16 protein-coding genes and 2 pseudogenes are annotated in these 22,728 nt (G+C 46.5%); 6 read left to right on the top strand and 12 right to left on the bottom strand.

Annotation, left to right across the window (positions count from 1 at the left end; translation table 11 throughout):
- Positions 1 to 43 precede the first annotated feature (43 nt).
- The 8 genes from ACR32F_RS02790 to ACR32F_RS02755 all read right to left on the bottom strand — a co-directional run bounded on the left by ACR32F_RS02790 (position 44) and on the right by ACR32F_RS02755 (position 12,349).
- Positions 44 to 3,247, bottom strand: coding sequence for a DEAD/DEAH box helicase (locus tag ACR32F_RS02790; protein ID WP_440115936.1), 3,204 nt, complete (start codon positions 3,245 to 3,247; stop codon positions 44 to 46).
- Between the two features lie 202 nt (positions 3,248 to 3,449).
- Positions 3,450 to 3,884, bottom strand: a complete 435-nt coding sequence (locus tag ACR32F_RS02785) for a chemotaxis protein CheW (RefSeq protein WP_440115934.1) — start codon at positions 3,882 to 3,884, stop codon at positions 3,450 to 3,452.
- A gap of 510 nt (positions 3,885 to 4,394) precedes the next feature.
- Positions 4,395 to 5,342 (bottom strand): aminopeptidase, encoded by a 948-nt coding sequence (locus tag ACR32F_RS02780; RefSeq protein WP_440115932.1) that lies wholly within the window; start codon positions 5,340 to 5,342, stop codon positions 4,395 to 4,397.
- A 102-nt stretch (positions 5,343 to 5,444) separates the two neighbouring features.
- Positions 5,445 to 7,418 (bottom strand): alpha/beta fold hydrolase, encoded by a 1,974-nt coding sequence (locus ACR32F_RS02775; protein WP_440115930.1) that lies wholly within the window; start codon positions 7,416 to 7,418, stop codon positions 5,445 to 5,447.
- 60 nt (positions 7,419 to 7,478) lie between these two features.
- Entirely contained in the window at positions 7,479 to 8,045 is a 567-nt protein-coding gene (locus tag ACR32F_RS02770) for a TetR/AcrR family transcriptional regulator (RefSeq protein ID WP_440115928.1), read from the bottom strand.
- Between the two features lie 497 nt (positions 8,046 to 8,542).
- Positions 8,543 to 9,841, bottom strand: coding sequence for an ABC transporter substrate-binding protein (locus tag ACR32F_RS02765; protein WP_440115926.1), 1,299 nt, complete (start codon positions 9,839 to 9,841; stop codon positions 8,543 to 8,545).
- A gap of 789 nt (positions 9,842 to 10,630) precedes the next feature.
- The gene (locus tag ACR32F_RS02760; RefSeq protein ID WP_440115924.1) at positions 10,631 to 11,467 is read right to left on the bottom strand and encodes a carbohydrate ABC transporter permease; all 837 of its coding nucleotides are present in this window, start codon (positions 11,465 to 11,467) and stop codon (positions 10,631 to 10,633) included.
- On the bottom strand, positions 11,468 to 12,349 hold the full coding sequence (locus tag ACR32F_RS02755; RefSeq protein WP_440115922.1) for a carbohydrate ABC transporter permease: 882 nt from the start codon (positions 12,347 to 12,349) through the stop codon (positions 11,468 to 11,470).
- 143 nt (positions 12,350 to 12,492) lie between these two features.
- On the opposite strand from ACR32F_RS02755, the gene ACR32F_RS02750 reads away from it, so the two are divergent.
- On the top strand, positions 12,493 to 14,322 hold the full coding sequence (locus ACR32F_RS02750; RefSeq protein WP_440115920.1) for a histidine kinase: 1,830 nt from the start codon (positions 12,493 to 12,495) through the stop codon (positions 14,320 to 14,322).
- A 5-nt stretch (positions 14,323 to 14,327) separates the two neighbouring features.
- The gene (locus ACR32F_RS02745) at positions 14,328 to 15,980 is read left to right on the top strand and encodes a response regulator transcription factor (protein WP_440115918.1); all 1,653 of its coding nucleotides are present in this window, start codon (positions 14,328 to 14,330) and stop codon (positions 15,978 to 15,980) included.
- A 101-nt stretch (positions 15,981 to 16,081) separates the two neighbouring features.
- On the opposite strand, the gene ACR32F_RS02740 is transcribed toward ACR32F_RS02745, so the two are convergent.
- Positions 16,082 to 16,258 carry a Spo0E family sporulation regulatory protein-aspartic acid phosphatase gene (locus ACR32F_RS02740; protein ID WP_440115916.1) on the bottom strand — a complete coding sequence of 59 codons (177 nt, stop codon included), beginning with the start codon at positions 16,256 to 16,258 and terminating at the stop codon, positions 16,082 to 16,084.
- A 176-nt stretch (positions 16,259 to 16,434) separates the two neighbouring features.
- Positions 16,435 to 17,808, bottom strand: a complete 1,374-nt coding sequence (locus tag ACR32F_RS02735) for a transcriptional regulator (RefSeq protein WP_440115914.1) — start codon at positions 17,806 to 17,808, stop codon at positions 16,435 to 16,437.
- Positions 17,809 to 18,065: 257 nt separating this feature from the next.
- Here ACR32F_RS02735 and ACR32F_RS02730 point away from each other — a divergent pair, with 257 nt between their 5' ends.
- Entirely contained in the window at positions 18,066 to 18,416 is a 351-nt protein-coding gene (locus ACR32F_RS02730; protein WP_440115912.1) for a helix-turn-helix domain-containing protein, read from the top strand.
- A gap of 207 nt (positions 18,417 to 18,623) precedes the next feature.
- Here ACR32F_RS02730 and ACR32F_RS02725 read toward each other — a convergent pair whose 3' ends face one another.
- Together ACR32F_RS02725 and ACR32F_RS02720 are read right to left on the bottom strand one after the other, a co-directional pair.
- Positions 18,624 to 19,946: an IS4 family transposase gene (locus ACR32F_RS02725; RefSeq protein WP_440115910.1), complete on the bottom strand. Its 1,323-nt coding sequence runs from the start codon at positions 19,944 to 19,946 to the stop codon at positions 18,624 to 18,626.
- Positions 19,947 to 20,155: 209 nt separating this feature from the next.
- Entirely contained in the window at positions 20,156 to 20,371 is a 216-nt protein-coding gene (locus ACR32F_RS02720; protein WP_440115908.1) for a hypothetical protein, read from the bottom strand.
- A gap of 408 nt (positions 20,372 to 20,779) precedes the next feature.
- Here ACR32F_RS02720 and ACR32F_RS02715 point away from each other — a divergent pair.
- The 3 genes and pseudogenes from ACR32F_RS02715 to ACR32F_RS02705 form a co-directional block, all read left to right on the top strand.
- Positions 20,780 to 21,684 (top strand): annotated as a pseudogene (locus ACR32F_RS02715) (IS4 family transposase); the annotation flags it as partial.
- Positions 21,685 to 22,197, top strand: a pseudogene (locus ACR32F_RS02710) (tyrosine-type recombinase/integrase); the annotation flags it as partial. It lies immediately after the preceding pseudogene.
- 34 nt (positions 22,198 to 22,231) lie between these two features.
- Positions 22,232 to 22,522: a hypothetical protein gene (locus tag ACR32F_RS02705; RefSeq protein WP_440115906.1), complete on the top strand. Its 291-nt coding sequence runs from the start codon at positions 22,232 to 22,234 to the stop codon at positions 22,520 to 22,522.
- Positions 22,523 to 22,728 lie beyond the last annotated feature (206 nt).

Genomic DNA, 22,728 nt, shown 5'->3' with positions numbered 1-22,728 from the left:
CCTTCCTGTCTTCACATTGGGCATTCACTTTATATTTCCAAACTTACAGCCATGTCTCGCCCTGAAGCGAGATCAGACCGCGCAGCTCATCATCCGACATCTCGGTCAACCAGTTCTCACCAGAACCAACGACCTGCTCGGAAAGCGCTTTTTTGCTCTCAATCAGCTCATCAATTCGTTCCTCCAGCGTACCCTGACAGATCAGCTTATGCACTTGCACGTTGCGATTCTGCCCGATTCGGAACACCCGGTCGGTTGCCTGATTCTCCACCGCAGGATTCCACCACCGATCGTAGTGAACGACATGGCTGGCACGGGTCAGATTCAGACCGACCCCACCGGCGCGAAGAGACAGGACAAACAGGGACGGACCTTCGCCTTTTTGGAAGGTGTCCACCATATCATCCCTTTGCGACTTCGAGACCCCTCCATGCAGGAAATAAGGCTCTTCCTCGTACCGCTGACTGAGTCGGGATACCAGCAATTCACCCATCGCCACATATTGAGTAAAGATCAGCGCTGACTCCCCGTTGTCACGGATGGCATCCAGTAACTCCAGCAATCGTTCCATTTTGCCGGAAGCCTCGGCCTTGCCATGATCCTTGCGACTGTTATCGGCCAGCGCCGGATGGTCACAAATCTGCTTCAGCTTCGTCAGTGATGACAGCACAATGCCCTTACGGGCAATTCCATTCCTGCCATCCAGTCCACCCATCAGATCATCCACCACACGCTGATACAGAACCGTCTGCTCTGGTGTCAGGGAACAGTAGGATTTCAGCTCCAGTTTCTCCGGCAGATCCTTTCGGATATCCGGATCACTTTTTAGCCTGCGCAGCATAAAGGGGGATACCAATCGATGAAGCTCACGCAACGAGGCAGCATTTTCTTCGGACGGGCCCAATCCTGTATACCGCTGACGGAATGAGGAAGCTGTACCCAGATACCCCGGATTGAGGAATTGGAAAATGGACCAAAGTTCGCTCAGTCGGTTCTCCACAGGCGTCCCTGTCATCGCAATCCGATGGTTTGTAGACAGACGCATCACGCTCTGCGCCTGTTTGGTACGGTAGTTCTTGATATATTGCGCTTCATCCAGCACAACGGTAGACCACTGCAACGAAGCCAGATCCGGGCCGTCTCTGCCCGCCAGATGATATGTCGTCAGCACAATATCATGAGACTGCGCTTCGGCCTGGAAAGCATTGCCGTGCAACCGTTGTCCGCCATGATGAATATATAGCGTCAAATCCGGGGCAAACCGCTTCAGCTCACGCTGCCAGTTCCCGAGCAAGGAAGTTGGGCACACAATGAGAGCAGGCAGATGAACATCCTGCATATAACTGTGCTCACCTGTTACGAAGGATTCATCGGTCCCCATATGCATTTCATTCTCGCGCGCTTCATCAGCTGCCGCTTGCATTTCCTCGTGTTTGCGATCCAGCAGGCAGGTAATGACCTGGATCGTCTTCCCGAGTCCCATATCATCGGCGAGACATACACCGAACCCAAGTTCACGCATCGCAGATAACCATTGATATCCTCGCTCTTGATAAGGTCTTAGTTGGCCATGCAGTTCTCCAGGAACCTGTCTTGGCTCAATACTCCGAAGCACCTGTCCGTCCAACAGGAAAGAGAGCAGCCCTTCCGATTCCGCACCAAAGACGGAGAGGCCCTTCCACGCTGCATCCTTGCCTTCGTCTGCAGCCAAATGCAGCCATTCGGAAAGAGGCATATATTGTTCTTCTTCTTTTTTCATGTAACGTAGAACCTGACGAATCTCCTTGGTATCCACTTCAATCCATTCACCGCGGAACATAACGTAAGGTACCGTTGCTTCAGCAAGTGCAGCCAGCTCCTCTGCCGTGACCGGTTTACCGTCCAGCATCGGTTCAGCCTTGAAAGCGACCAATTGCTCCATACCCAGCGCAGATGAAGCCCCAAGGGGCATCTCAGTGCCTCGATTGAGCATCTGCAAGCGTAATCCGGCACGGCGCTTCCCGGCACGACTCCAGCGGGAAGGCATCAGCACGGTCACGCCTGCTTTCTGTAGACGGGGCACTGCATAGGTCAAAAATTCAAAAAAGGCCTGTTGCTCCAGCTTCATCCCTTCCGGACGTGGATGAAGCAGCGCTGGTTCAAGTTCAGGTGCCAGTTCGGTCGCATGGCCCAGCGCCATCAGCAGCTGTTCTGCAGCTGAAATATAACGCACTTTTCCCCGGTCCAGATCCCTTTCCGGATGTGCCCAGATCGTGCGTGCCGGTAATCTTAGACCCGATTCCTGCACACTATCTACCCAGAAGGTAATACCCCACACCGATTCATGATCCCCAAGCGGCGGTTCGAGTCGCAGTACCAGCTTCAGCTCACCCTCCGTGGGTGCCATCTCTTCACTGCCCACTACTGGCATCGCTGTTCCACCAGCTTCCTGCAGCGTTCCAATGAGTTCTTTCATTTCCTCTGTAGGGCCCTGCACCGTTACTGGACGGAACATCGAAATCAGGCTATTCCACCACAGCTCGGCTATCGGAGAAGATCCACGCCGGAAGGGAGTGCGGTAACGGGACAGTTCACTATCCATACCTTCCAGTTCACCCGTTACAACCGCATGGACCATTCCACTCATAAATGAAAATAACACCGTTGCTCCCGCTTCTTCCCGTGATTCCGGCTCAGAAGCAGCGTATGCTCCAGGAGCAGACAATCCGATCGGTGGCATCGCTTCCGCCAATTCACGGAAACGTTCTATATCCGCTTCTTGCAATAGACGCGGGCGCCATACCCCGGTCAGCGTTTCCTGCCCGGTTCGGCGGCGGGCGCCTGTCTTGGCCGCAAATTCAGCGGACGGAGCAATCTCTCCGCGCAGCAACAGTTCCTGTGTAAACTGTGCTGCCTTCACCCAATAGCGAATTTCTTCCCCTGCCTGAATTCCAGCCGCATTTAATATGCTGTCGTCCCATTGGAGCAACAGTCTAAATGTATCTTTAGGCGAGATCGCCAGTCCTTCGAGCGTCCGTCCGAGCAATTGACGCCGCTTCGTACCCTTTGCTTCCGCCGCATTACGCATTAGATTGGGCCAACGCAGCTCCGCCAGACGCAGCGCGGCAGGCTGAAACAGACGACCCCCGTCGCCAAAATTCAGCTTCCTCACCACGTTGCTCCACGCATCCACACGCGGTTCCGATGTTTCACCGGAAAAACAAAAAAATACGTCACCAAGCCATACTCCATACAGCGATTGCATCATTACAGTCTCCCGTCATCCCTTCGCATTGTTACTCTCCATCATATACGAAAATGATCGGTTTTAAAAACCTTTACGCACAAAAAGTGGTTATTTCGATATTTAGCCACACCAAAAAACGCCCCTTATCCCAGAAAGCGGATGAGGAACATTTGGGTCGTACTACAGATATATACTGAAAATGAATGAAATACAGACCGTTAATTTACGAGGATCTAATCAAGCTACCCAGCAATACATCAAGTTTCAAGATCCCTGCGCTATGATCCTTGCAGTACCCAATTTTTTCAAAAACGCCAGTCATGAAACGCAGATGTTCTTCAGCAGGTTCTTCGAAACGATCATAAGTCACTACTGAATCAACCATATCTACGATTAGAGGGATAAATCCTCCCTTATACGGTACAACAATAATACGTGTAGAAGCGGTATCCTCCTGATCCGGCATGCCTAACAACACACGAAGACTCACAACCGAAACCACCTTACCATACAAAGAAGCAAAACCTCTGATTTCAGGACTTCCAAATGGAACCGTGGTCACCGGCAACATTCTAATGATTTCATGAACTTCATCAATTCGAACTGCAAAGAACTGGTCTCCTACCGAAAAATTAATATATTGCATTCCCTCATCCATAATTGTCCCCATACCTCTCATTTTCGTAAAATCAGATCATTGTAAAATGATAAAATAAAACCACAAGAGGAGCACTTTATTTGGCAAAGTGACCTGCTTGTGGTTCGCATTCACCAAGTCACCACAGGCTCTTTCGTCCCAGTAGATGTTACTTTGGTGTATCGGTTATTTTCAATCAAATGTTTAGGCTTCAGATCAATTTTGCCAACTTCAACAGACGTTGCATCACGGTTGCTGTCTCCGCTCTGCTCATTTGCTGTGGATAACTTGTGATTCCATTCAAAAACAGCAAATATTTATGGCGAAAAGGCGAGTTATACCTGATTTGTGGATAAGTTGTGCACATATTGCACACATGTTGTGTATAACTTTAACTTCCCATGTGGATATTCATTATTTTTTTGTGGACATGTTGTGTATTTGTTTGTAAATCTGACGTGAACTCAAAATTTACTATCCAGTTATCCATCACTGTGGACATACTGTGGAAAACGCTTAATTCCACTAAAGTTATTCCACCAACTCGCCCTGACGCATGATCAGCTTGTCATCAATGTATACATCCGGCTTTTGCACAACCGCATCGATATGTACGCCCGCAGCAATCGTTCCACCGAATGTATTATTGCTGCCAAAGGCCACATGAATGGTTCCATACACTTTCTCATCTTCCAGAACTACACCGGTGATCCGCGCCTTATTGTTGGTGCCAATCCCGAATTCACCGAGAAAGCGGCCGTCACCCTCTCCAAGCGTTGTCAGCAATGTCTGCCCATCTGGGCCTTCAGCCGAGACCAGACGTCCTTCTTTTACTGTCAATATCATAGGTTCGCGAAGTGCGCCAATACCGGCAACAGATCCATCCACCACAATACTGCCCTCTCCCTGACCTTCAACCGGAGCAATATAGGCTTCCCCTGACGGCAAGTTACCCGATTCACCGGGATTCAAATACATTCCTGTACTGGGTACGCCATTACGATCCTGTATAGAAAAAGAAAGACTGTGCCCTTCCTTCTCAATCCGTACATGATTACCTGCACTTAATAGAGCGGTCACCTTCTCCGTTAACGCCTTCACTTGTGGATATTCTGCTGTAATGGCGCCATTCATAAACATATCCTCTGTCATGCCGGGCATTGTGGCTACCCGTGTCCCTGACGCGGCGGCTTGTTTGCGTGCCTGAGTATGGGTTAATGAATATCTCGTTACACACACAGCTACATCTGCCTGAATCATGGCTTGTGCAATAGGCGCAGGCGGCTCTTGGCCGGATCTGCTGCGTTCCTCCATAATTAATAGAACCGATTCTGCTCCAAGTGCTTTTCCTGCCTCATAGATGGATTCGGCCAATTCCCGTTTTGCATCGTCCGCAACAACCACCAGATTCTCCCCGCTACGCAGCGCCAGACACTCTACGAGTACATTTTTGCTAATGTCCACACGTTGTTGACTCATTTCTTATATCTCTCCTATCTATCGTTGATCTGCTTAATAATCGAACTTGACCCTTTCGACAGTATTCGCGGGATTCCTGCACAGCAGAGAACGGAACTCATCTCATCTCTTGGTATTGGACCACTCTACAAGAATCGCAGCCGTATCGCGGGGCTGAAATACCGGAAAATAATGACCATAGGGTACATCTACGCGTTTAACCTGTGGATCGATTTCCTCGGGGTAGTGGTAATCCTCATCTTCCTTGCCCCAGACCACTAATGTGCTCTTCGCCTGATCAGCTTTACTCCACGTCCCCAGCGATAACTTGTCTTGGACTCCTTTGCCCTTCCCGGTATGAATCCAGCGTAACAAATCGGTATGCGCACCCGCAATGCGTGGAGATTGCATACTGGACCTCACCTTTTCTGCAAACCTACGAATTGCACGGTGATCCGTGTCATGATTTGCTTGAAGTATGCGGCTCCACCCCGCTTCGGATCGCCCAGCCAGAAGGGTGCGCACGAATCCTCTTGGCATACGGGAAGCCATACGCAGAGCTGTCTGATTGGAGTTATGGCCCGCGGGCTGTAATAAACCCAGTTGAATATCGGTGCGCCCGCTCCTGAGTGCCGCCACAGCTGCAATTGCGCCCCCAACAGAGTGACCTACCAGTTTCATCGGGCCTTCAAACTCACGAAGTGCCGTGAACAGTTCATGCACCTGTCCTTCAAACGCTTCACTCTTCTGATGCACAGGTGACCGACCGAATCCGGCCAGATCGACAAGCCATACCGGGTTTCCTGTCAGTTCCCGAAGCCGTTCTCCCAGAGGTAACATCTCATCGGCACAACTAAGCAAACCATGTACGATGATCCACGGCTCTCCTTCACCTTCCCAACCAAGTGCAGCCAAATTCCCGATCCGTGATCGAGTACAACCGGCTGGCAAAGGCACAGATGATGCATGACGGAGACGATAATCCAAGTCGGCTGTCACAAATGGAAGCTGTTCCCTGATATCAGGCCAAGATTGTCCCATACGTGTGAACAGTGCCTCCGTCTCTTCCACAGGAAATGTTCTATTGGTAATAAAAGAAACCGACTCTGTCGGAACACCGCTGATTCGTGTACCGCCTGATTTCATCGCCCATTGAACCCACGTCAGTGGTACAGCCCATTTGGGCTTTGGAACATCCAGTTGCTGTGACAGAAGATGCAGTAGTTCCTTCATGTTTGGACTATCTTCTTTGCGCGCCAAAAGTGGATACGTTCCTCCCACTGGAGCGGTTTCCTTGGATAAAAAGACAAGGGTCTGCGCAACCACATCATTCTCCACGAGCGGCAACCAATACGATGAACCTCCCGGTACAACAGGCATGAGTCGTTTCTGAATCGCCTGAATGAGCAGTCCGATACCACCCGTTTGCTCGGTTTCACCAGTGGGTCGCGGTCCCACGACTGTACTTGGATTGACAACAGACAACGGATATTGATTCGCCTCTGCATGCTCACGGATATACAAATCAGCGTGAAATTTCATTTCTTCATATGCACTTTCATGATTTTCTGGTTCGTTGACCTGAATGTATTCCCCCTTTTCGTTCCGCTGTCCATAAGGGCTCATAAATCCAACGACATGGATAAAGTGTCTCAGTCTGCGTGTACGATGGATCTCGCCAGCCAGTTCAGCCACTTCCTTCGCTCCGTTCATAAAAATCTGCTCTGCTACTTTACGTTCCAGAGTAACGTCCATCGTGCCGCCGGCATGAATGATGACGTCCGCTCCGAGAGCACGCTGCCGATCAGTCGCCACAAGGCCGAGACCTGGTGTGGACAAATCGCCTTGGATAAATGTAATCCGATCGAAATCCTTCACTCCGTAAGCATGCAACACAGCTCTGGCTCTTTGTTCGGAACGAACAAGCAACAACAATTTTGCGTCCCCAGCCACGAGTTGTTTTACTGTTTCCTTACCGATAAAGCCTGTACTGCCTGTCATGAAAATGATTGCTGGTTCAGCTGCCCTCTTGTTAATAACCTGCTTTATGTCCCTAGTGTTCTCCGTATATGCTTCACGAGTAGTATGCACATTCATTGTGTTTTCGCCCCTTGTAGTACTATATAGTACTAATTATATTCAAAAAAAGAGCTTCGTTTACCGAAGCATCTGACAAAAAGTACGTGCCGATTGTTCAATAATTCCTGTATCACGCGCGGTCTCCGCAAGCACAAGGGAACCTTCCATTGCTGCAATAAATAATGCAGCTGCTGGACCCGGCTCGATCCCTTTACGAAACTCCCCGCCATCCAGCCCCTGTTGGAACAATTTCTCCATCATCGGCTGCAACTCACGAAAGAAACGGGATATGCTTTCTTTTACTTCGGGTGCACTGGCTGGTGTCTGCATATACAGTGTAATAAACGGACAACTTCCTTCATAATCCCGACCCTCTATGCCTGCGGACAGTAACGCCATAAACGAATAGATGCGTTCCGTTACCTCTCGTTCACGCTGACTGAGCAGCAGGTAAAGCTCTGATTCATACTGGGCAATCCAGTACTGCACCACGGCCTGGAGTAATTCCTCCTTGTTTTTAAAATGGTAATAAATATTCGACTTGGATACTCCGCTAACCCGTACTACCTCATCCATACTTACGTAGCTGTACCCCTTACGCAGAAATAACTGTGCAGCCACTTCAACTGCCTTGGTCCGGTTCACCGGATTGGAACTCTTGGATTTAGCAGATCCAGTGTTCAATTTTTGATTTGTCATAAATAGAACTATATAGTACTAGTCAGATAAAAACAAGTTTTTTGTTAACAAAAGATCCTCTTTCACCTCAATCTCCTCCTACTTGTCCACATTTAGAATGATCTACACACAGGATATCCACATATAGTATTAACGCTGTGTTAAATACGTCATGGAATCATTAAACCGCTTCAGGTTATCCACATTTCAGGGATATTAACGTCTTTTATTTTTCCAGCGAGCACGATTTGCTTCTCCGAACAAACAAAAAACAGGCCAACCAGAATGACATTTCTGGCTAACCTGTTTAAACTGACTGACTTATTTATCCGAGGGCTTCTGAACGACGATCGGTAGCCTGTGGATACTATTTTCTGTGGATAAACATCCTAGGTTATAGGATCTGATCGGCAGGATCATCCTCTTTAATTAAAAGCGACTAGACATACTGTCCATGATCCGGTTTACTTTTTCAGACTATCCCAGTTCTGCTGCAATGCATCAAGCAAGGCTTTTTTGTCCGATTTGCCTGCTACATAAGCTTGAATGGTGCTGCCAAATTCCTGTGGAACACCTTCCGGGAAGCGATTGAAGTTCCAGCTTAATGTTTTGTTCTCTTGGCTGTACTTCATAATATCAGTTGCGAGGTCACCCAAATCTTCTTCCGATGCCTGAATCGTACTAAACGCCGGGATGAATTTGAATTCTTTTGTCATATATTGTTTGCCGATATCAGAAGTTACGAGCCACTCCAGAAACTCCTTCGCTTCCGGTTTCACTTGGGAATTCTTGTTCACAACCCAGAAGTTCGGCACACCAACAAACAATTTGTCATTCGGTTCATTGGTAATTGGCATCGGCAGGATACCCAGATTCAGATCCGGATTGATTCCATCAATTTGTACCTGAGTCCAGTTCCCCTGCTGCATCATCGCCGCTTCGCCACTGGCAAACAGGGTGACCTGTGTGTTGTAGTCGGTTGTCAGCGGGTTTTTGTTGCTGTATTTTAGCGTTAAGTCTAGCAGGTTCATCCAGTCTGTGAACACTTGGTTGCCCGGGATTTTCTCTGTACCTTCGTTGAGTCCTTGAATGAATTTCACCGGATCTGCCTGATTCGCAAATGCCACGTTTACGTTATGGTTACCGAGCACCCACCATTCCTGATAACCGTTCGAAAACGGGGTAATGCCTGCAGCCTGAAGTTTCTGTGCGGCCTGATCCAGTGCTTCCAGTGTTGTTGGAATTTCAGTAATGCCTGCTTTTTGGAAGAGGTCTTTGTTGTAAATGAAACCATAACCCTCCAGTGCGAGGGGCTGTCCATAGAGCTTACCGTCTTTCATCATCGGCTCTTTGGCTACTTCGAGCGCATCCTTGGCCCATGATTCACCGGAGAGATCCTCCAAATATTCAAGCCAGGTGTCCAGTTCACGATAACCACCAACGTTGAAAATGTCCGGTTGTTCGCCAGCCGCGAACTTGGCTTTCAATGCAGCGCCGTAGTCACTGCCGCCGCCCACCGTTTGAATATCCAGTTTGACGCCTGGATGGGACGATTCATATTCTGCTTTGAGACGGTTAAGCGCTTCTGCAATTTCGACTTTGAATTGAAAAATTTTAATAGTTTTGTCCCCGGCAACAGCCTCCCCGCCACCTTGAGCATCCGTATTGACCGGACTTCCACTTTTATCTCCGTTGCCACAACCCGCGAGCATTACGGAAAAAGCAATCAGCATGAGCAACGTCAACTTCGTCATTTTTTTCATACATACACTCTCCCTATAGTAGTTTCAGTATAACAGTTCCACTAATGAATATTTACACTGGCACTCCGATGACAGAATAACCTTCCGATCGCTGTTATCCCCAGATTTTTTTGATCCATTATTAATGGGAAAAATCCCGGGATAGCGTATGCTTCCGAAGCAGCTTTCTTCCAGAAAGCTTTTAGGCGAACGCTTCGCTTCTTCAAGTTATTTCTGCCCTCTCCGTTATCGTTGTAAATGTTTAGTTGAACTCATCTAGCCCTTATCAAGAGAAGGAGCCCAATCTATCTGGGCCTCCTTCTCCCCTTTGCACACCTCCGTGCGAGATGGGAGCAAAGGGATCAGGATGTGTTGGAGGAGTGGAGCGTTCGCCTTTGAACCTCGGTGGCTTCCTTACCTTCATTCATTCAGGCCACCGAGGAGCAACAGCGACCGAAAGCGCAACTTGAGCCCGCAGCGATCTTACCCTCGCACAATCCCCCTCTGCCTTACCGAATCTGGCTTTAAATCTTTTCTTTCTTGGTCTTTTGTTTCTTAGTCTTTTCTCCTTAGGAGTCATGCCCAAGCTATGCGGGCATGACTCCCCTTTGCACACCTCCGTGCGAGGAAGGAGCAAAGGGATCATGATGCGCTGGAGAAGCGAAGCGTTCGCCTTTGGTACCCGGTGGCTTCCTTGCATTCATCATTCAGGCCACCGGGGAACAACAGCGATCGGAATGCGCACATGATCCCGCAGCGACCTGCCCTCGCACTCCCCCACATGATCCCGTAGCGACCCTCCCCTCGCACCTACCCTTTAACTGACCCCGCGGTAATCCCCTGAATGATGTATTTCTGCATCAGCAGGAAGAATATAATGATCGGCATGATGCCGAGCACCAGTGCGGGCAGTGCCAGATCCCATTGCTTCGTATATTGCCCGAAGAGCGCAAAGGTCGCAATCGGGATCGTACGCAGGTTCGAGCTTTGCAGAATCAGGGATGGCAGCAGATAGTCATTCCAGATCCAGAGAGTGTTCAGGATAATGACGGTAACATACATCGGCTTCATGAGCGGAAATACAATCCGGAAGAACACCCCGTAGACGGAACTTCCGTCCACCCGTGCCGCTTCCTCAATCTCCAGCGGAACCGACTTGACGAATCCGTGGAACAGGAAGACAGACATCGGTACGCCAAAACCGAGATAACAGATGATAAGTCCGCCCAGGCTGTCGATAAGTCCAAGATTACTGGTTACGGTAACGAGTGGAATCATGATAGACTGGAACGGAATCACCATGGCGGCAATGAACATGCCGAACAAAATCCGGTTGAACCGGGTATTGCTGCGGACCATTCGGTAAGCGGCCATGGAGCTGATCAGAACAAGCAGCAGATTGCTGACTACCGTAACGATAAGCGAGTTCATCAGCGCTGATGGGAAATTGATTTTCTCCCAGGCGTTAGCATAGTTACTCCACTGGAATGCTTCCGGCCATGCAGCCGAATTGGTGAGCAGGTCACCGAATGTTTTGACTGAATTGACAAACAGGAAGTAAAACGGAACCAGGAACAATAGTCCAAGGAGCACCATAACGATCTCGGTTAGAATGGTACTGAAGCGGTAATTTTTCGTCGTTTCCATCTATGCCTCCACCTCCTTGCTCTTCGTCACACGTACCTGAATCATGGTAATAATGGCAACGATCACGAAGAACACAAGTGCTTTGGCTGTACCGATGCCGTACCGATTATTCACAAAAGCTTCGTTGTAAATATTCAGAGCTACCGACTCTGTTGATCCAAACGGTCCGCCTTTGGTCAGCGACAGATTGAGATCGAACATTTTGAAAGACCAGGAGATTGCCAGGAACAGACAGATAGTCACACCCGGCATAATGAGCGGAAGAATGATGCTCCGCAGTACCTGCCAGCGGCTTGCTCCATCAATCTCGGCGGCTTCCAGCAGATCAGGTGACACGTTGGTCAGCGATGAGATGTAGATGACCATCAGATATCCTGCGGTCTGCCATACAAATACGATCACGATTCCCCAGAAGGCAGTCGGTTCGTCTCCCAGCCAAGGAAGATTGAAGAAGGACCAACCGGTTACATCACCTACTGCTGAAAACCCTTTCACAAATATGAACTGCCAGATAAAGCCGAGCAACAACCCACCGATCACGTTCGGCATAAAAAAGATCGTGCGCAGAATGTTTCTCGTCTTAAGTGGTTTGGTCAGGAAATACGCCAGAAAAAACCCAATCACATTGGTCAGTACTACACCAACCACAGTGAAGCGCACCGTAAACCAAAACGCCGTTTGGAACTTGGGGTCATTTGTAATAATATGAATAAAATTGTCAAATCCAACCCAGTTAATGTTCTCCGACACGCCGTTCCAGTCGGTAAAGGAATATACCATGCCAAGCAGGAAAGGGACCACGATGATGAGAATAAAAAACACGATGGAGGGACCCACGAACACAAGCTGCTGTAACAGCTGTGAAGATTTGCGATGCTTCATATCGTTCTCCCCTTCTATAGATGGATGAAATTAGTCTGTTTTTCTATTAAACCCCAATGTCGCTCAAGGAAACACCGACCCTTGTGAACAGTTGGGTGTAAAATATTGTCCTCTCTTAACCTGCAATCAGAAGGGGTGTCCCCATGTCAAAATACTACAGCATACGCACCAAGCTGATCGCTTTTATGCTGATTGCCACAACGCTTCCCCTGCTGGCTTCGATCAGCATGACGTTTATCCAGACCAAGACGGCCCTACGGGAACAGGCCGTTGCAGAGAATAAACGCCTGATCTACCAAGCCTCCACCAATCTCAACAACTATGTGGATAACGTGGCAAGGGCTTCGCTTGCTGTGTACAATGATCCGAATTTTCTGCGGAATCTGGCGAAAATCCCTGGTGATTATCGCGCGGTTGCAGAGGTTTACACCACCTTGCAGACGATACGTGCGGCTGTGCCCGATGTATTCCAGCTGTATTTGCACTCCTTTACCGCCAATCAATCGACATTAATCGCAAATCCTTTTCCGAAAAGAGAAGAACGCAAACAGGCTTACTCTGACTCGCTTCATGGAAAAACAAGCGGGGAAAGCCCAGATATCTGGGTCGAATCGGCGCATCCGAGTCACTCCTACGGCTTCAAAGCTGCCTCCGCAGATGATCCTTCAAAAACGGTAATTACCTTGCATCGTGCAATTAAGGATATTCCGTCACCCAGACGCCTGGGTGTTCTCGCTATTGATCTGAATATGGATACCATTGCAGCCATCTGCGGCAGACTGTATGATCCAGCGAAGGAACAAATCTACGTTGTTGATGGCCGGAACCAGATCATTTACCAAGGACAGTCGGAAGTCAGTGGAACGGATGCATTACGACAGGAATCTGCTACCCGGCTGAATATAGCACGTTCTAATGCGGGTACGACGCAGACTGCCGAAGGACATTTTGAACAAGATCATTCCATGTATGTGTACCAACAACTGGGAAGCTCGTTCGCCGATTGGACCATTGTTAAACAGATCCCTAATGAGACGTTGTACGCCAGAGCTAACACATTAACATGGAATAACGCCATGATCGCGATTGCTGCGCTGTTATTGGTCATTGTGGCAACACTGTTCATCTCCATCCGTATCACCGGACCGATTAAGCATTTGATGCGATATATGAATCAGATTCAGGCTGGACGCCTGCATGTGGATATCCGGCTAACAAGTCGTGATGAGATCGGGGTGCTTGCACGCCATTTCCGAGATATGATGGATACAGTGAATAATCTGATTTTGCGGGAATATCGACTGGAAATTGCCAATAAAACAAATCAGCTCAAAGCATTGCAAGCCCAGATTCATCCCCATTTTCTGTATAACACATTACAATCCATAGGAACCCTTGCCCTTCAACACCAAGGACAACGGGCGTATGGATTACTCTCTTCCCTGTCCAAAATGCTGCGGTACAGCATGCGGGATCAGACCTGTGTGACTTTGCGTGAAGAAGCTGAGCATGCCCGGTTATATCTGGAACTGCAACAGGAGCGGTTCGGTGACCGCCTGGAAGTCGAGTTGGATTTTGCCGAAGATACCCTGCGAGCCGAAATGCCCAGAATGACTCTGCAGCCTTTGATTGAGAATTATTTCAAGCATGGAGCGGATGTTCAGCCTGGTAAAGGACACATACGTATATCCAGCCGCCGGACGGCTGACAATTGGATGGAGATTCATCTTAAAAATAACGGCCCTTCCATCCCGACGGATAAGTTGTTAGAAATCCAGGAATGGCTGCGACGGGAACCTGTATCATCCGCCCCCACTAATCAGGACTCGGACGGAACAGAGTCTATCGGACTGCGGAACGTCATACGCAGGCTTCAATTAAATTCCCCTGCTGGCTACGCTGCAAGTCTGGAAATTAGCAATCTGGAGCCGAACGGTGTGGAGGTTCTGGTCAAAATATACGCGGGAGAGTGAACAACATGAAAGCGTTGATTGTAGATGATGAAAAACACGTCCGCGATGCCATAAGACTGCTCGGTCAATGGGAAGTGGCAGGCATAGATACCTTGTTTGAAGCGGCAGATGGTCATGAAGCAGTAGCATCCATCACAGCTCATCAACCGCAGATTATCCTCAGCGATATGCGTATGCCGGGCAAGGATGGCATGGAACTGCTGGAATGGATATCGGTTCATGCCCCGCATAGCAAAGTGCTGGTCATCAGCGGATATGATGATTTTGAACTGGTTAGACACGCGATTCGATATGGGGGCATGGACTACCTGCTGAAACCCGTTGAAGCAGATGAACTGAATATATCCTTGTTGAAGGCAGTTGACGCCTGGAAAGAAGCGGATGCATTACGCATGCAGTCTACCAAACAGTCCATGGTAGTAAACCAAATGCGTCCTCACTACCATGATCGCCTACTCACTGAGCTTGTTGTTGGGCGAGGTAACATCAATACCCAAATGCAGCGGTTGTGGGATGAATTGGATCTGCCTAAACAGATCGACCGTTGCAGCGTAGCGGTCACTAGCCTGTCCCATCTAGATGCGGATTGTTTGGCGAAGTATCGGAGTCAGCCCGACCTGCTTATCTTCTCCGTATTAAATATCTGTGCGGAGATGTTATCCACCCCTGCCGAAGGTGTTGTGTTCCGCCAGCTTGATCAACCAGATGAAGTCGTTCTTTTGTATTGGGGTCATTACTCCTCCCTGCAATCTATTCTGGAGAAAGTGAATGATGGACTGGAGCAAACCATCCAGCGCAGACTTCATTTCGCGATCTCCACCTGTGAGGTTTACCCTACCGGAGTCTCTGGAGCATATCAGGAAGCCAGTTTGCGATTGTGGCGACGCAATGTATTGCAGACGAAGCAACGTATTCACAATTCAGTCGAGTCATCGAACGGGAAAAAGGGCCTGCGGTTAACCGCTTTTGAAGAGCCGATGCGAATGGCAGCCATGAGTTGCCGTACTTCCAGTGTGTCCACTGCTGTTGCAGAATGGATTGATCCGATTACTCGGCTTGATATCGTAAGCGCCGAACAGATTCAGCAATGGGTGGATGAGATGGATTGGATGCTTGGCCGCTGGCTAGACGATACAGCCGATACGCCTTCCAAACAGGAGGATGAGGTGACGGAAGAACAATCGATTCCTTTTGCCGAGTTACCTTTTGACCATGAGGGGCTGTTATCCCTGCCTCTGCTTCGTTCGCTACTGGAACAACGTTTGCTCGCAGCCGGAAAGGCGCTGACCGCGCATCATCCCTCCAACCCTGACCCGATGAGTGACATTGCACGTTATATGGAGGCCCATTATCAGGAGGATCTGTCCCTGCAACAGATTGCCGCACGCTTCTACTTAAGTCGTGAATATATTTCGCGCAAATTCAAGCAACAGTTCGGTCTGAATTGGTCTGAATATTTGGGCAAACTGCGGATCAACAACGCCAAACTGCTACTTCAGAATCCTTCCCTGCGAATCGCCAAAATCTCGGAGATGGTGGGATACCAGGATGAAAAGTATTTTAGCAAAGTGTTCAAAAAAATGGAGGGCATTACGCCCGGGGAGTACCGTAAAACATTATCGGCAGCTGAGGTAAACATGTTAGATAATAATAGATAAACGATAAAAAACGCTCCATAATAAAGGACTCCTTCGAGGGAGTCCTTTCATGCAATCTATGATGGATCGACTGCAAGCCTTATATAGTCAACTATTCGAGATTAAATATAATAAAGATAATCATTAGATCGTGAATTTTTCTCGTAGAAGTAATAATTAATGAGAGCATCCAATTCCTCAGATATCGCTAGTACATTGGGATCAAGCAGACCATATTGGGCAGCCCGTTGATTCATTTCTTCCCGTTTGTCTTCAATCTGTTGACAGATCTCCTTCATAAGCTATCCTCCCAGCCCTTACTAATATCTTATGTAATATTCTAGAACTATCTGTCATATTGTAGTTTTCAAAATTAAAATTGCGCATAAAAAAAGAGTAGTGCACAGAGCAATACTCTTTAATAAAGCTCTACGAATTAACCTCCACCATGGATCATGAGGCTTTTATATTTGGGCTAACTACTTGTTGACTCAGGACAGTTCCAGTTGTGATGATCATAGCTGTACACAGTATGCTTTGTCTCCGTTCGAGCGAATTCCCGAAACCGTTCAAATAATCTCATACACCGAAGTGTAGCCCTTTCATCATTCGTTAGTGAGGACTGCTTCAGAGCGTACATTAAATGTTGAAATCCATGTTCATGCTGCCCACGATGTAAATAGTACACAGCTAAACCAAATTGTAATCCTATGAATTGGTCATTCATATTTTGTTGGTTATAAATATCGTTACCCGTTTGGCTGTTGATGTGTGACAATTCAGTCGAAAATTGATCCAAAATATGATCTACATCAATATTATGCTTATTGGCCATAAGTATAATGTTCCAAAGGCCTCGAATGACTTCAATTTCTTTTGATCTGATAAAGGAAACATACTCCTTTAATACAGACACATCTCCGGACATCAATCTGGCCAGATATCGATTTGCCACAGCCCATTCCTTGAACAAGTTCTTCCAATGCAATGTTTCATTATCCGTTTCCTTTACCCAATTCAAATGGGCATAGTCATCAATTTTTTTCAGTGCCAGCTCGTATTCACCTTGATCATGGTATACTCCTGCGATAAGCAGATCACTATAAGCAATATAAAAGAACATAGGCCTTAATGGACGATTGGAGAATTCATTCGATGGGAAGCCTGATATGTTGTAGTAAGCTTGTCCTAATCTTCTCAGCTTCTCCGCTATACTCAGAACTTTATCCCAACGATGCAACGAGCGGTATGTATTAGCCAGATCCTTTAGTCCGTCTAGCTGGTCTATCTCTTCAAGTCTTTTGACAAAAGGTTCAAACCGCAGGGCTGCCTTCAAATTATGCTCGTGATTATCGCTTAATCCAAGAGTAAATAACCGATACTGACACATTGCAAGACGTTCAGAATGCTGGAACCTTTCACTGTCAGCTACAATCTCATACAACAATTTAGCTGCGGCATACCGATTCATGAAAAACAATTCCTCCACCGTATCGAATAACATAGATGAATATGCTAATTTATCTATAATATGTTCTATGACACGCTGAATTTCATCCAGCTTTTCGAGCTCGGCACATCGCAGTATCAACGGACCGATTCGTCTCCAATTAGGTGAATGATCAATAATATATTGATCAATGTACAGATCGTATAATATGCCTTCTTCCAGCGCCATCCCCTTTGTAATTCTATCCAGTTGTTGAACAGCTAAAGGCCGATGTCCCTGTATTAAATTACTCAATGTGCCTGAATGAATTCCCGACCTATCTGCGAACTGAGTAATGGTTATCTCTTCATCTCGGAGGTATTTCTCCAACACTGTTACAATCGTAGGTGTAGATTCCAAATCATGACCACCCTTCACACTAAGAACATTCGATTAGTTTGAACCATTGATTCCGTCGATCACCTTATACCCTACATCAATTATATAAAAACCTCTTTTATACTCATTCTCCTATCTTTTTACTGTAAAATTATACCACCACGTTTCAGAAAAATCAAATCTAAAACGACAATTGAATTGCCAAAAAGTCGCAATTGTATTCTCCACCCTCTTTTATCCTTCCGCTAAACTTTAAGAGAGAGGTTGTGGTACATGATATGGCAACAACATTCGCAGAACAAATAGGTGCAAAAATTAGAATTCATCGCGTTTCACGAAACTGGACTCAAGAACAACTTGCGGAGCTCAGTAGCATGAGTGCATCCTATATCGGGCAGCTGGAACGAGGCGAAAAAGACGTTCGCATACAGACTATTGAGAAAATAGCTACAGCACTCGACATTAGCGTATTTGGTCTGTTCACAGATGAACAGGAACTTTATCTTCAAAACAAGAAATGGGTATGGGAGAGCATTTTGCTAATGCTTCGTCATAACCATAGGGAACAGCATCACGCCTATCGCATATTGAAAGAATTGTTGGAGCCTTCCAATTTGGAACAAGATTAAAATTATATATTTCTTGCATAACAAAGAAGCAGCCTAATGAACAATGTCATTAAGATAAGTTCAATGGACAAAACAAAGTTAATAATGGAATTCGAAACGGCATGGGAAAACGACCTGTGCCGTTTTTTTTGAGTGCAAGCAAGAAAAAAGCGTATAGCAAACAAAACGGAGAAAAAATCCGCTCAAAAAATATTCAAGTGCAATAATTTATGCTACTCTGTAGACGAAGCTAACCGCTGGTTTCCAACGTGTTTTGCGCGTATTCTGCTGTCCTGGTCGGATGGATCGAATCGGTAAAATGTTTTTGCGAATCAGAGCTTCAATATCAGACGAGGGTTCATCGTCCCGTGAGCGCAGAATATGTCTACACACGTAAATGGCATCCGTGAAGTTGACTTGGTATCGGTGCCTTTTATCCATTTCCGAAACGATGACGTGCGAGGTCACCATTTCAGCGAAATTGTACATGATCATTCTGGCGAAAATCTCTTGGGTGATGGACTCTCGTCTCTTTGCATGAAAATGCGTTAGACCCACGGTATACTTTAATGCCCGGAATGAGGTTTCGATGCCCCAACGCATGTGGTATAGGGATTTAATTTCATCCGGCGGGAAATCAGCGGCAGAAAGATTGGTCAGAATCGTTTCATAGGCTCCGCTTGGCAGGATGAAACGAACCACTCGAAATGAAATCGGATAAAACAAGTTTTCGTGCAAATCCAAAAAATCAAAGGTTGACGTGGAAGGAACGAACTTGTACTTCTCTGGCTGAGCCTTGATTTCTTTGGTTTGTTTTTTGGTGAGTGTCAGATGGACGTTCCGATCAAACTCTCCACCCGAGGGCAAATAAAGGCCCGAAAGAATCCCATTCGATTTCAAATCCTTTACTCGTATGACATAGTTCCACCCTTTACGCTCGATATGCGCAAAATTATTGTAGCTTTCGTAACCTCGGTCAGCAATAACAATGGTTTTGCCCTTGATGGAAGAACGATCGATCATCGTAGCCATGGCCTTTCTCTCGTTGGACCATCTTCTTGGCTGAATCAGAGCATCCACATATAGTCTGTTGCAGAGATCATAAACTGCGTTCAAATGCAGAAGGTTATAGCCTTTCTTGTTTGGCTCGTTTTGAAAATAAGTGTCCGTGTCCGCAGGGTCCATAGCGATATGCAAATCCGAACCGTCAACGGCAAGCAATCGATATCCGTGATCGTCTTTGAACTCCGTAACCGACGCTGTAAACTCATGAAACAAGAATTCTAACGCAGAGGGTAGAATTTTATTGCGTTGCTGGACAAAAGCAGAAGTCGTCGCGGTGTGCACGTCGTAGCCTTGTGATTCTAAAAGTTCCTTATATAAACTGTTGCCTCCCATGGAAATCAAGAGTTGCATTACCGTTTCAAAGGGTAGTTTTTTCTTTCGAGTATAATCTTTACCAGGTTTTTTGACATAAGGTGCTGGTCTGGCTGACATTTCTTTGATGAGAGATGTCAGTGTTCTTTTTAATGAGTTCGCATACTCATCCATTGACGTAACCTCCTTCTTTTTAAGAGGCTTCGCCAACCATTGCCATCTACCTGCTAAATTCCGTTACTCTTTTTGAACAAAAAAAGAGCAAGCTATCTTTTCGATAACCTGCTCTTGTTCTTATTTTGGGCTTCACATCTAAACTTAATGACATTCCCCCTAACGGAGTCCTTTTTACACTTTATCTGGAACACGAAAAATAGCATAGGTCATGACGACTTTTTGGCTCTTTCTTTTCTAAGATAGGATACGATCCGAAAGATTGCACCTATAGCTACAACCAAGTAGAGATAATAAATGTTATTTCCCGTTGTATAAGCTGCTATGGGGAAAAAGACAACGATGAACGGTACAAGTGCAATATCCAGGGAGAACATGATCTTCCGATAATTAGGGATACTCTGGTGGTCCAGTAAGATCAGCAATCGGATTTGGTCTCCTATTTTTAATTATTGGTGCAATACCAGGGAGCATAGTCACAGGCGATGACGCAAGCTTTGGAATCATTACTGGTATTGTAGGCTGCATAGTGGGAGCAATAAAAGGGCTGCGACAAGTAGAACGGACTAGAAATATACTAACTATATACTATAATTCGATTAACAATACTGAATCTGAAATCCATCTACTGTCTTTCCACAAAACTGATACAAGAACTTTAATAGAAATGCTCAAATCTATTAATGACAAAGTTGGATACACAATTTCTATTTCAAAATCTACGAGCACAGAACCCTATGAAATAGAGAGCCATCTGATGTGTTAATTTCATTAAGGAATGCATCCCACTGCAAATGCCAATGGTTTATTCTTGTACTGAGGCATTTCCGCCCTTAGGCTGGTCGGATGGTTTTAGCTTTGCTCCACTTGATTTTGTCATGCTTTCTTCCGCCAAAATAACCAATCGGTTGTGTGAAATGTCTTCGATTCTCTCTAAACGCAGTCACGGCTACAAACGCCGGTTGGAAGCCTTTTCCCGGAAGCCGGATGCTGTCGTCGCTTTACTGGAGCGGGCTTTACGTGCAGGGTTCACCGCCGATTACGTGCTGATGGATAGCTGGTTTACACAAGCTCCACTCCTTCGTGAGCTTGCGGCCAAAGGGCTTTCCGTGATTGGCATGGTGAAAGGAATGAAACAACGCTATCTCGTGCAAGGCCAGCGAATGACACTGCGTGAGGTATTTCAAAATCTTTCTACTTCGAAGGAAAAAGACATGAAAGGCTCTGTCATCATACAAACGGCTTGTGGGCTATCCGTGAAGCTTGTTTTTGTCCGCAACCGGAATAAAAAAGAGAGTGGCTTCCGATTTTGAGTAGGGATGTGACGCTGGATGCAGCTGAAATCGTACGAATTTACGGTATGCGCTGGAGTATAGAGACCTTTTTTAAAGTCACCAAAAGCTATTTGAAACTGGGTACTGAGTTTCAGAGTCGTTCCTTTGATGCCCTCATTAGCCACACTACGATTGTATTCAGCCGATATTTGGCGATGAAATACGAACGGCGTCAATCAAGTGATGATCGAATATTGGGAGAACTCTTCTTTATCTTTGCCGACGAGGTTCGTGATCTGGATTACCAGACTGCACTTCAGCAACTCATGAGTTTATTCCTTGAAATGTCCTGTGCGAAAACAAAGAAGGACAAAACCGCTGTTTTTTGACAACTACAGGAATGGATCTCGAGTTTACCCAGCTATATCAAGGGTTTATTTGGAGATTTGAGCTGCGAAAGTTGAGTAAGTTTAATATTACATTCAGGACTACGAGTTTCTGAAATTGTAAACTTAGATTTAATTGATTTAGATATGACCATAAATACTGTATATGTCTTCCGGAAAGGAACTTCAGATGAAACATTTAAGTCACCAGTTAAATTTAGAAAAGAAGTTAATCCTACATTAAAAAATTATCTGGATTTAAGAGCACATCAATATAAAAAACAAGAAAGATAAAGCACTTTACCGAATGGGAAATCACAGGGTAAAAGAATAACGAAAAGAGCTATTCAAGACATGATTATAAAATATGCTAAGGCTTTTGGAAAACCTTTTTTGACTGTTCACAAATTAAGGCATACTTTCGCAACCGATTACTACCTTTCAAACGATCTATATAAAACACAAACTCAGTTAGGACATGCCTCACCAAATACTACACAGATATATGCTCATCTAACAGATAAAACGATGGCAGAAGCTATTGATAATAAGGAACCGATAGATTTTAAATCATTATATGTAATAACATAGCAAGATTAACTCCGCTGGCTGGAGCTTGGCCAGCATGACACACTCCATGCTGCGCTGCTGGCCGCCCAGCCGCAGCAGGTGCCGGACCTGTTCGAAGCCGATATTCGCTATATCCGAGATGAACGGTGGAGAGTCGGACTCTACATCGAGAGCACACAGCCTGCAGATCTGGAGCTACCGATGGGCTCCTATCTGTCCATCCAGTTTGATCCAGAATTATGCCGCCGAGCATGCATTGGACGCTTGGGAGCCGCTAGTCGTGGTGGAGAAGTCGTATCTCTCCCTGGGTCTCCATCATATTGCGCCTTCAGCATCGTTGTGTTAACGTATACTTAATAGACATGTCTTGCACTCCAACATGAGGCAGGTCAGTCTCTTTTTTAAATAGTAACTGTACTTGCCAATAATCACATCAAATATTAGTAAGTCCAAAAAGCTGACAGTGTCCCTACGCTACTTAGGCGCGTTTTAATTTGGTCTAATGTCGCCCCGCACTGAGCTTGGTTATAATATATTGATTAAGCTTGCCCT

It is taken from the genome of Paenibacillus hebaui, assembly GCF_051934385.1.
Taxonomy (GTDB): Bacteria; Bacillota; Bacilli; order Paenibacillales; family Paenibacillaceae; genus Paenibacillus.
This window is presented reverse-complemented; position numbering and strand designations above follow the sequence as displayed.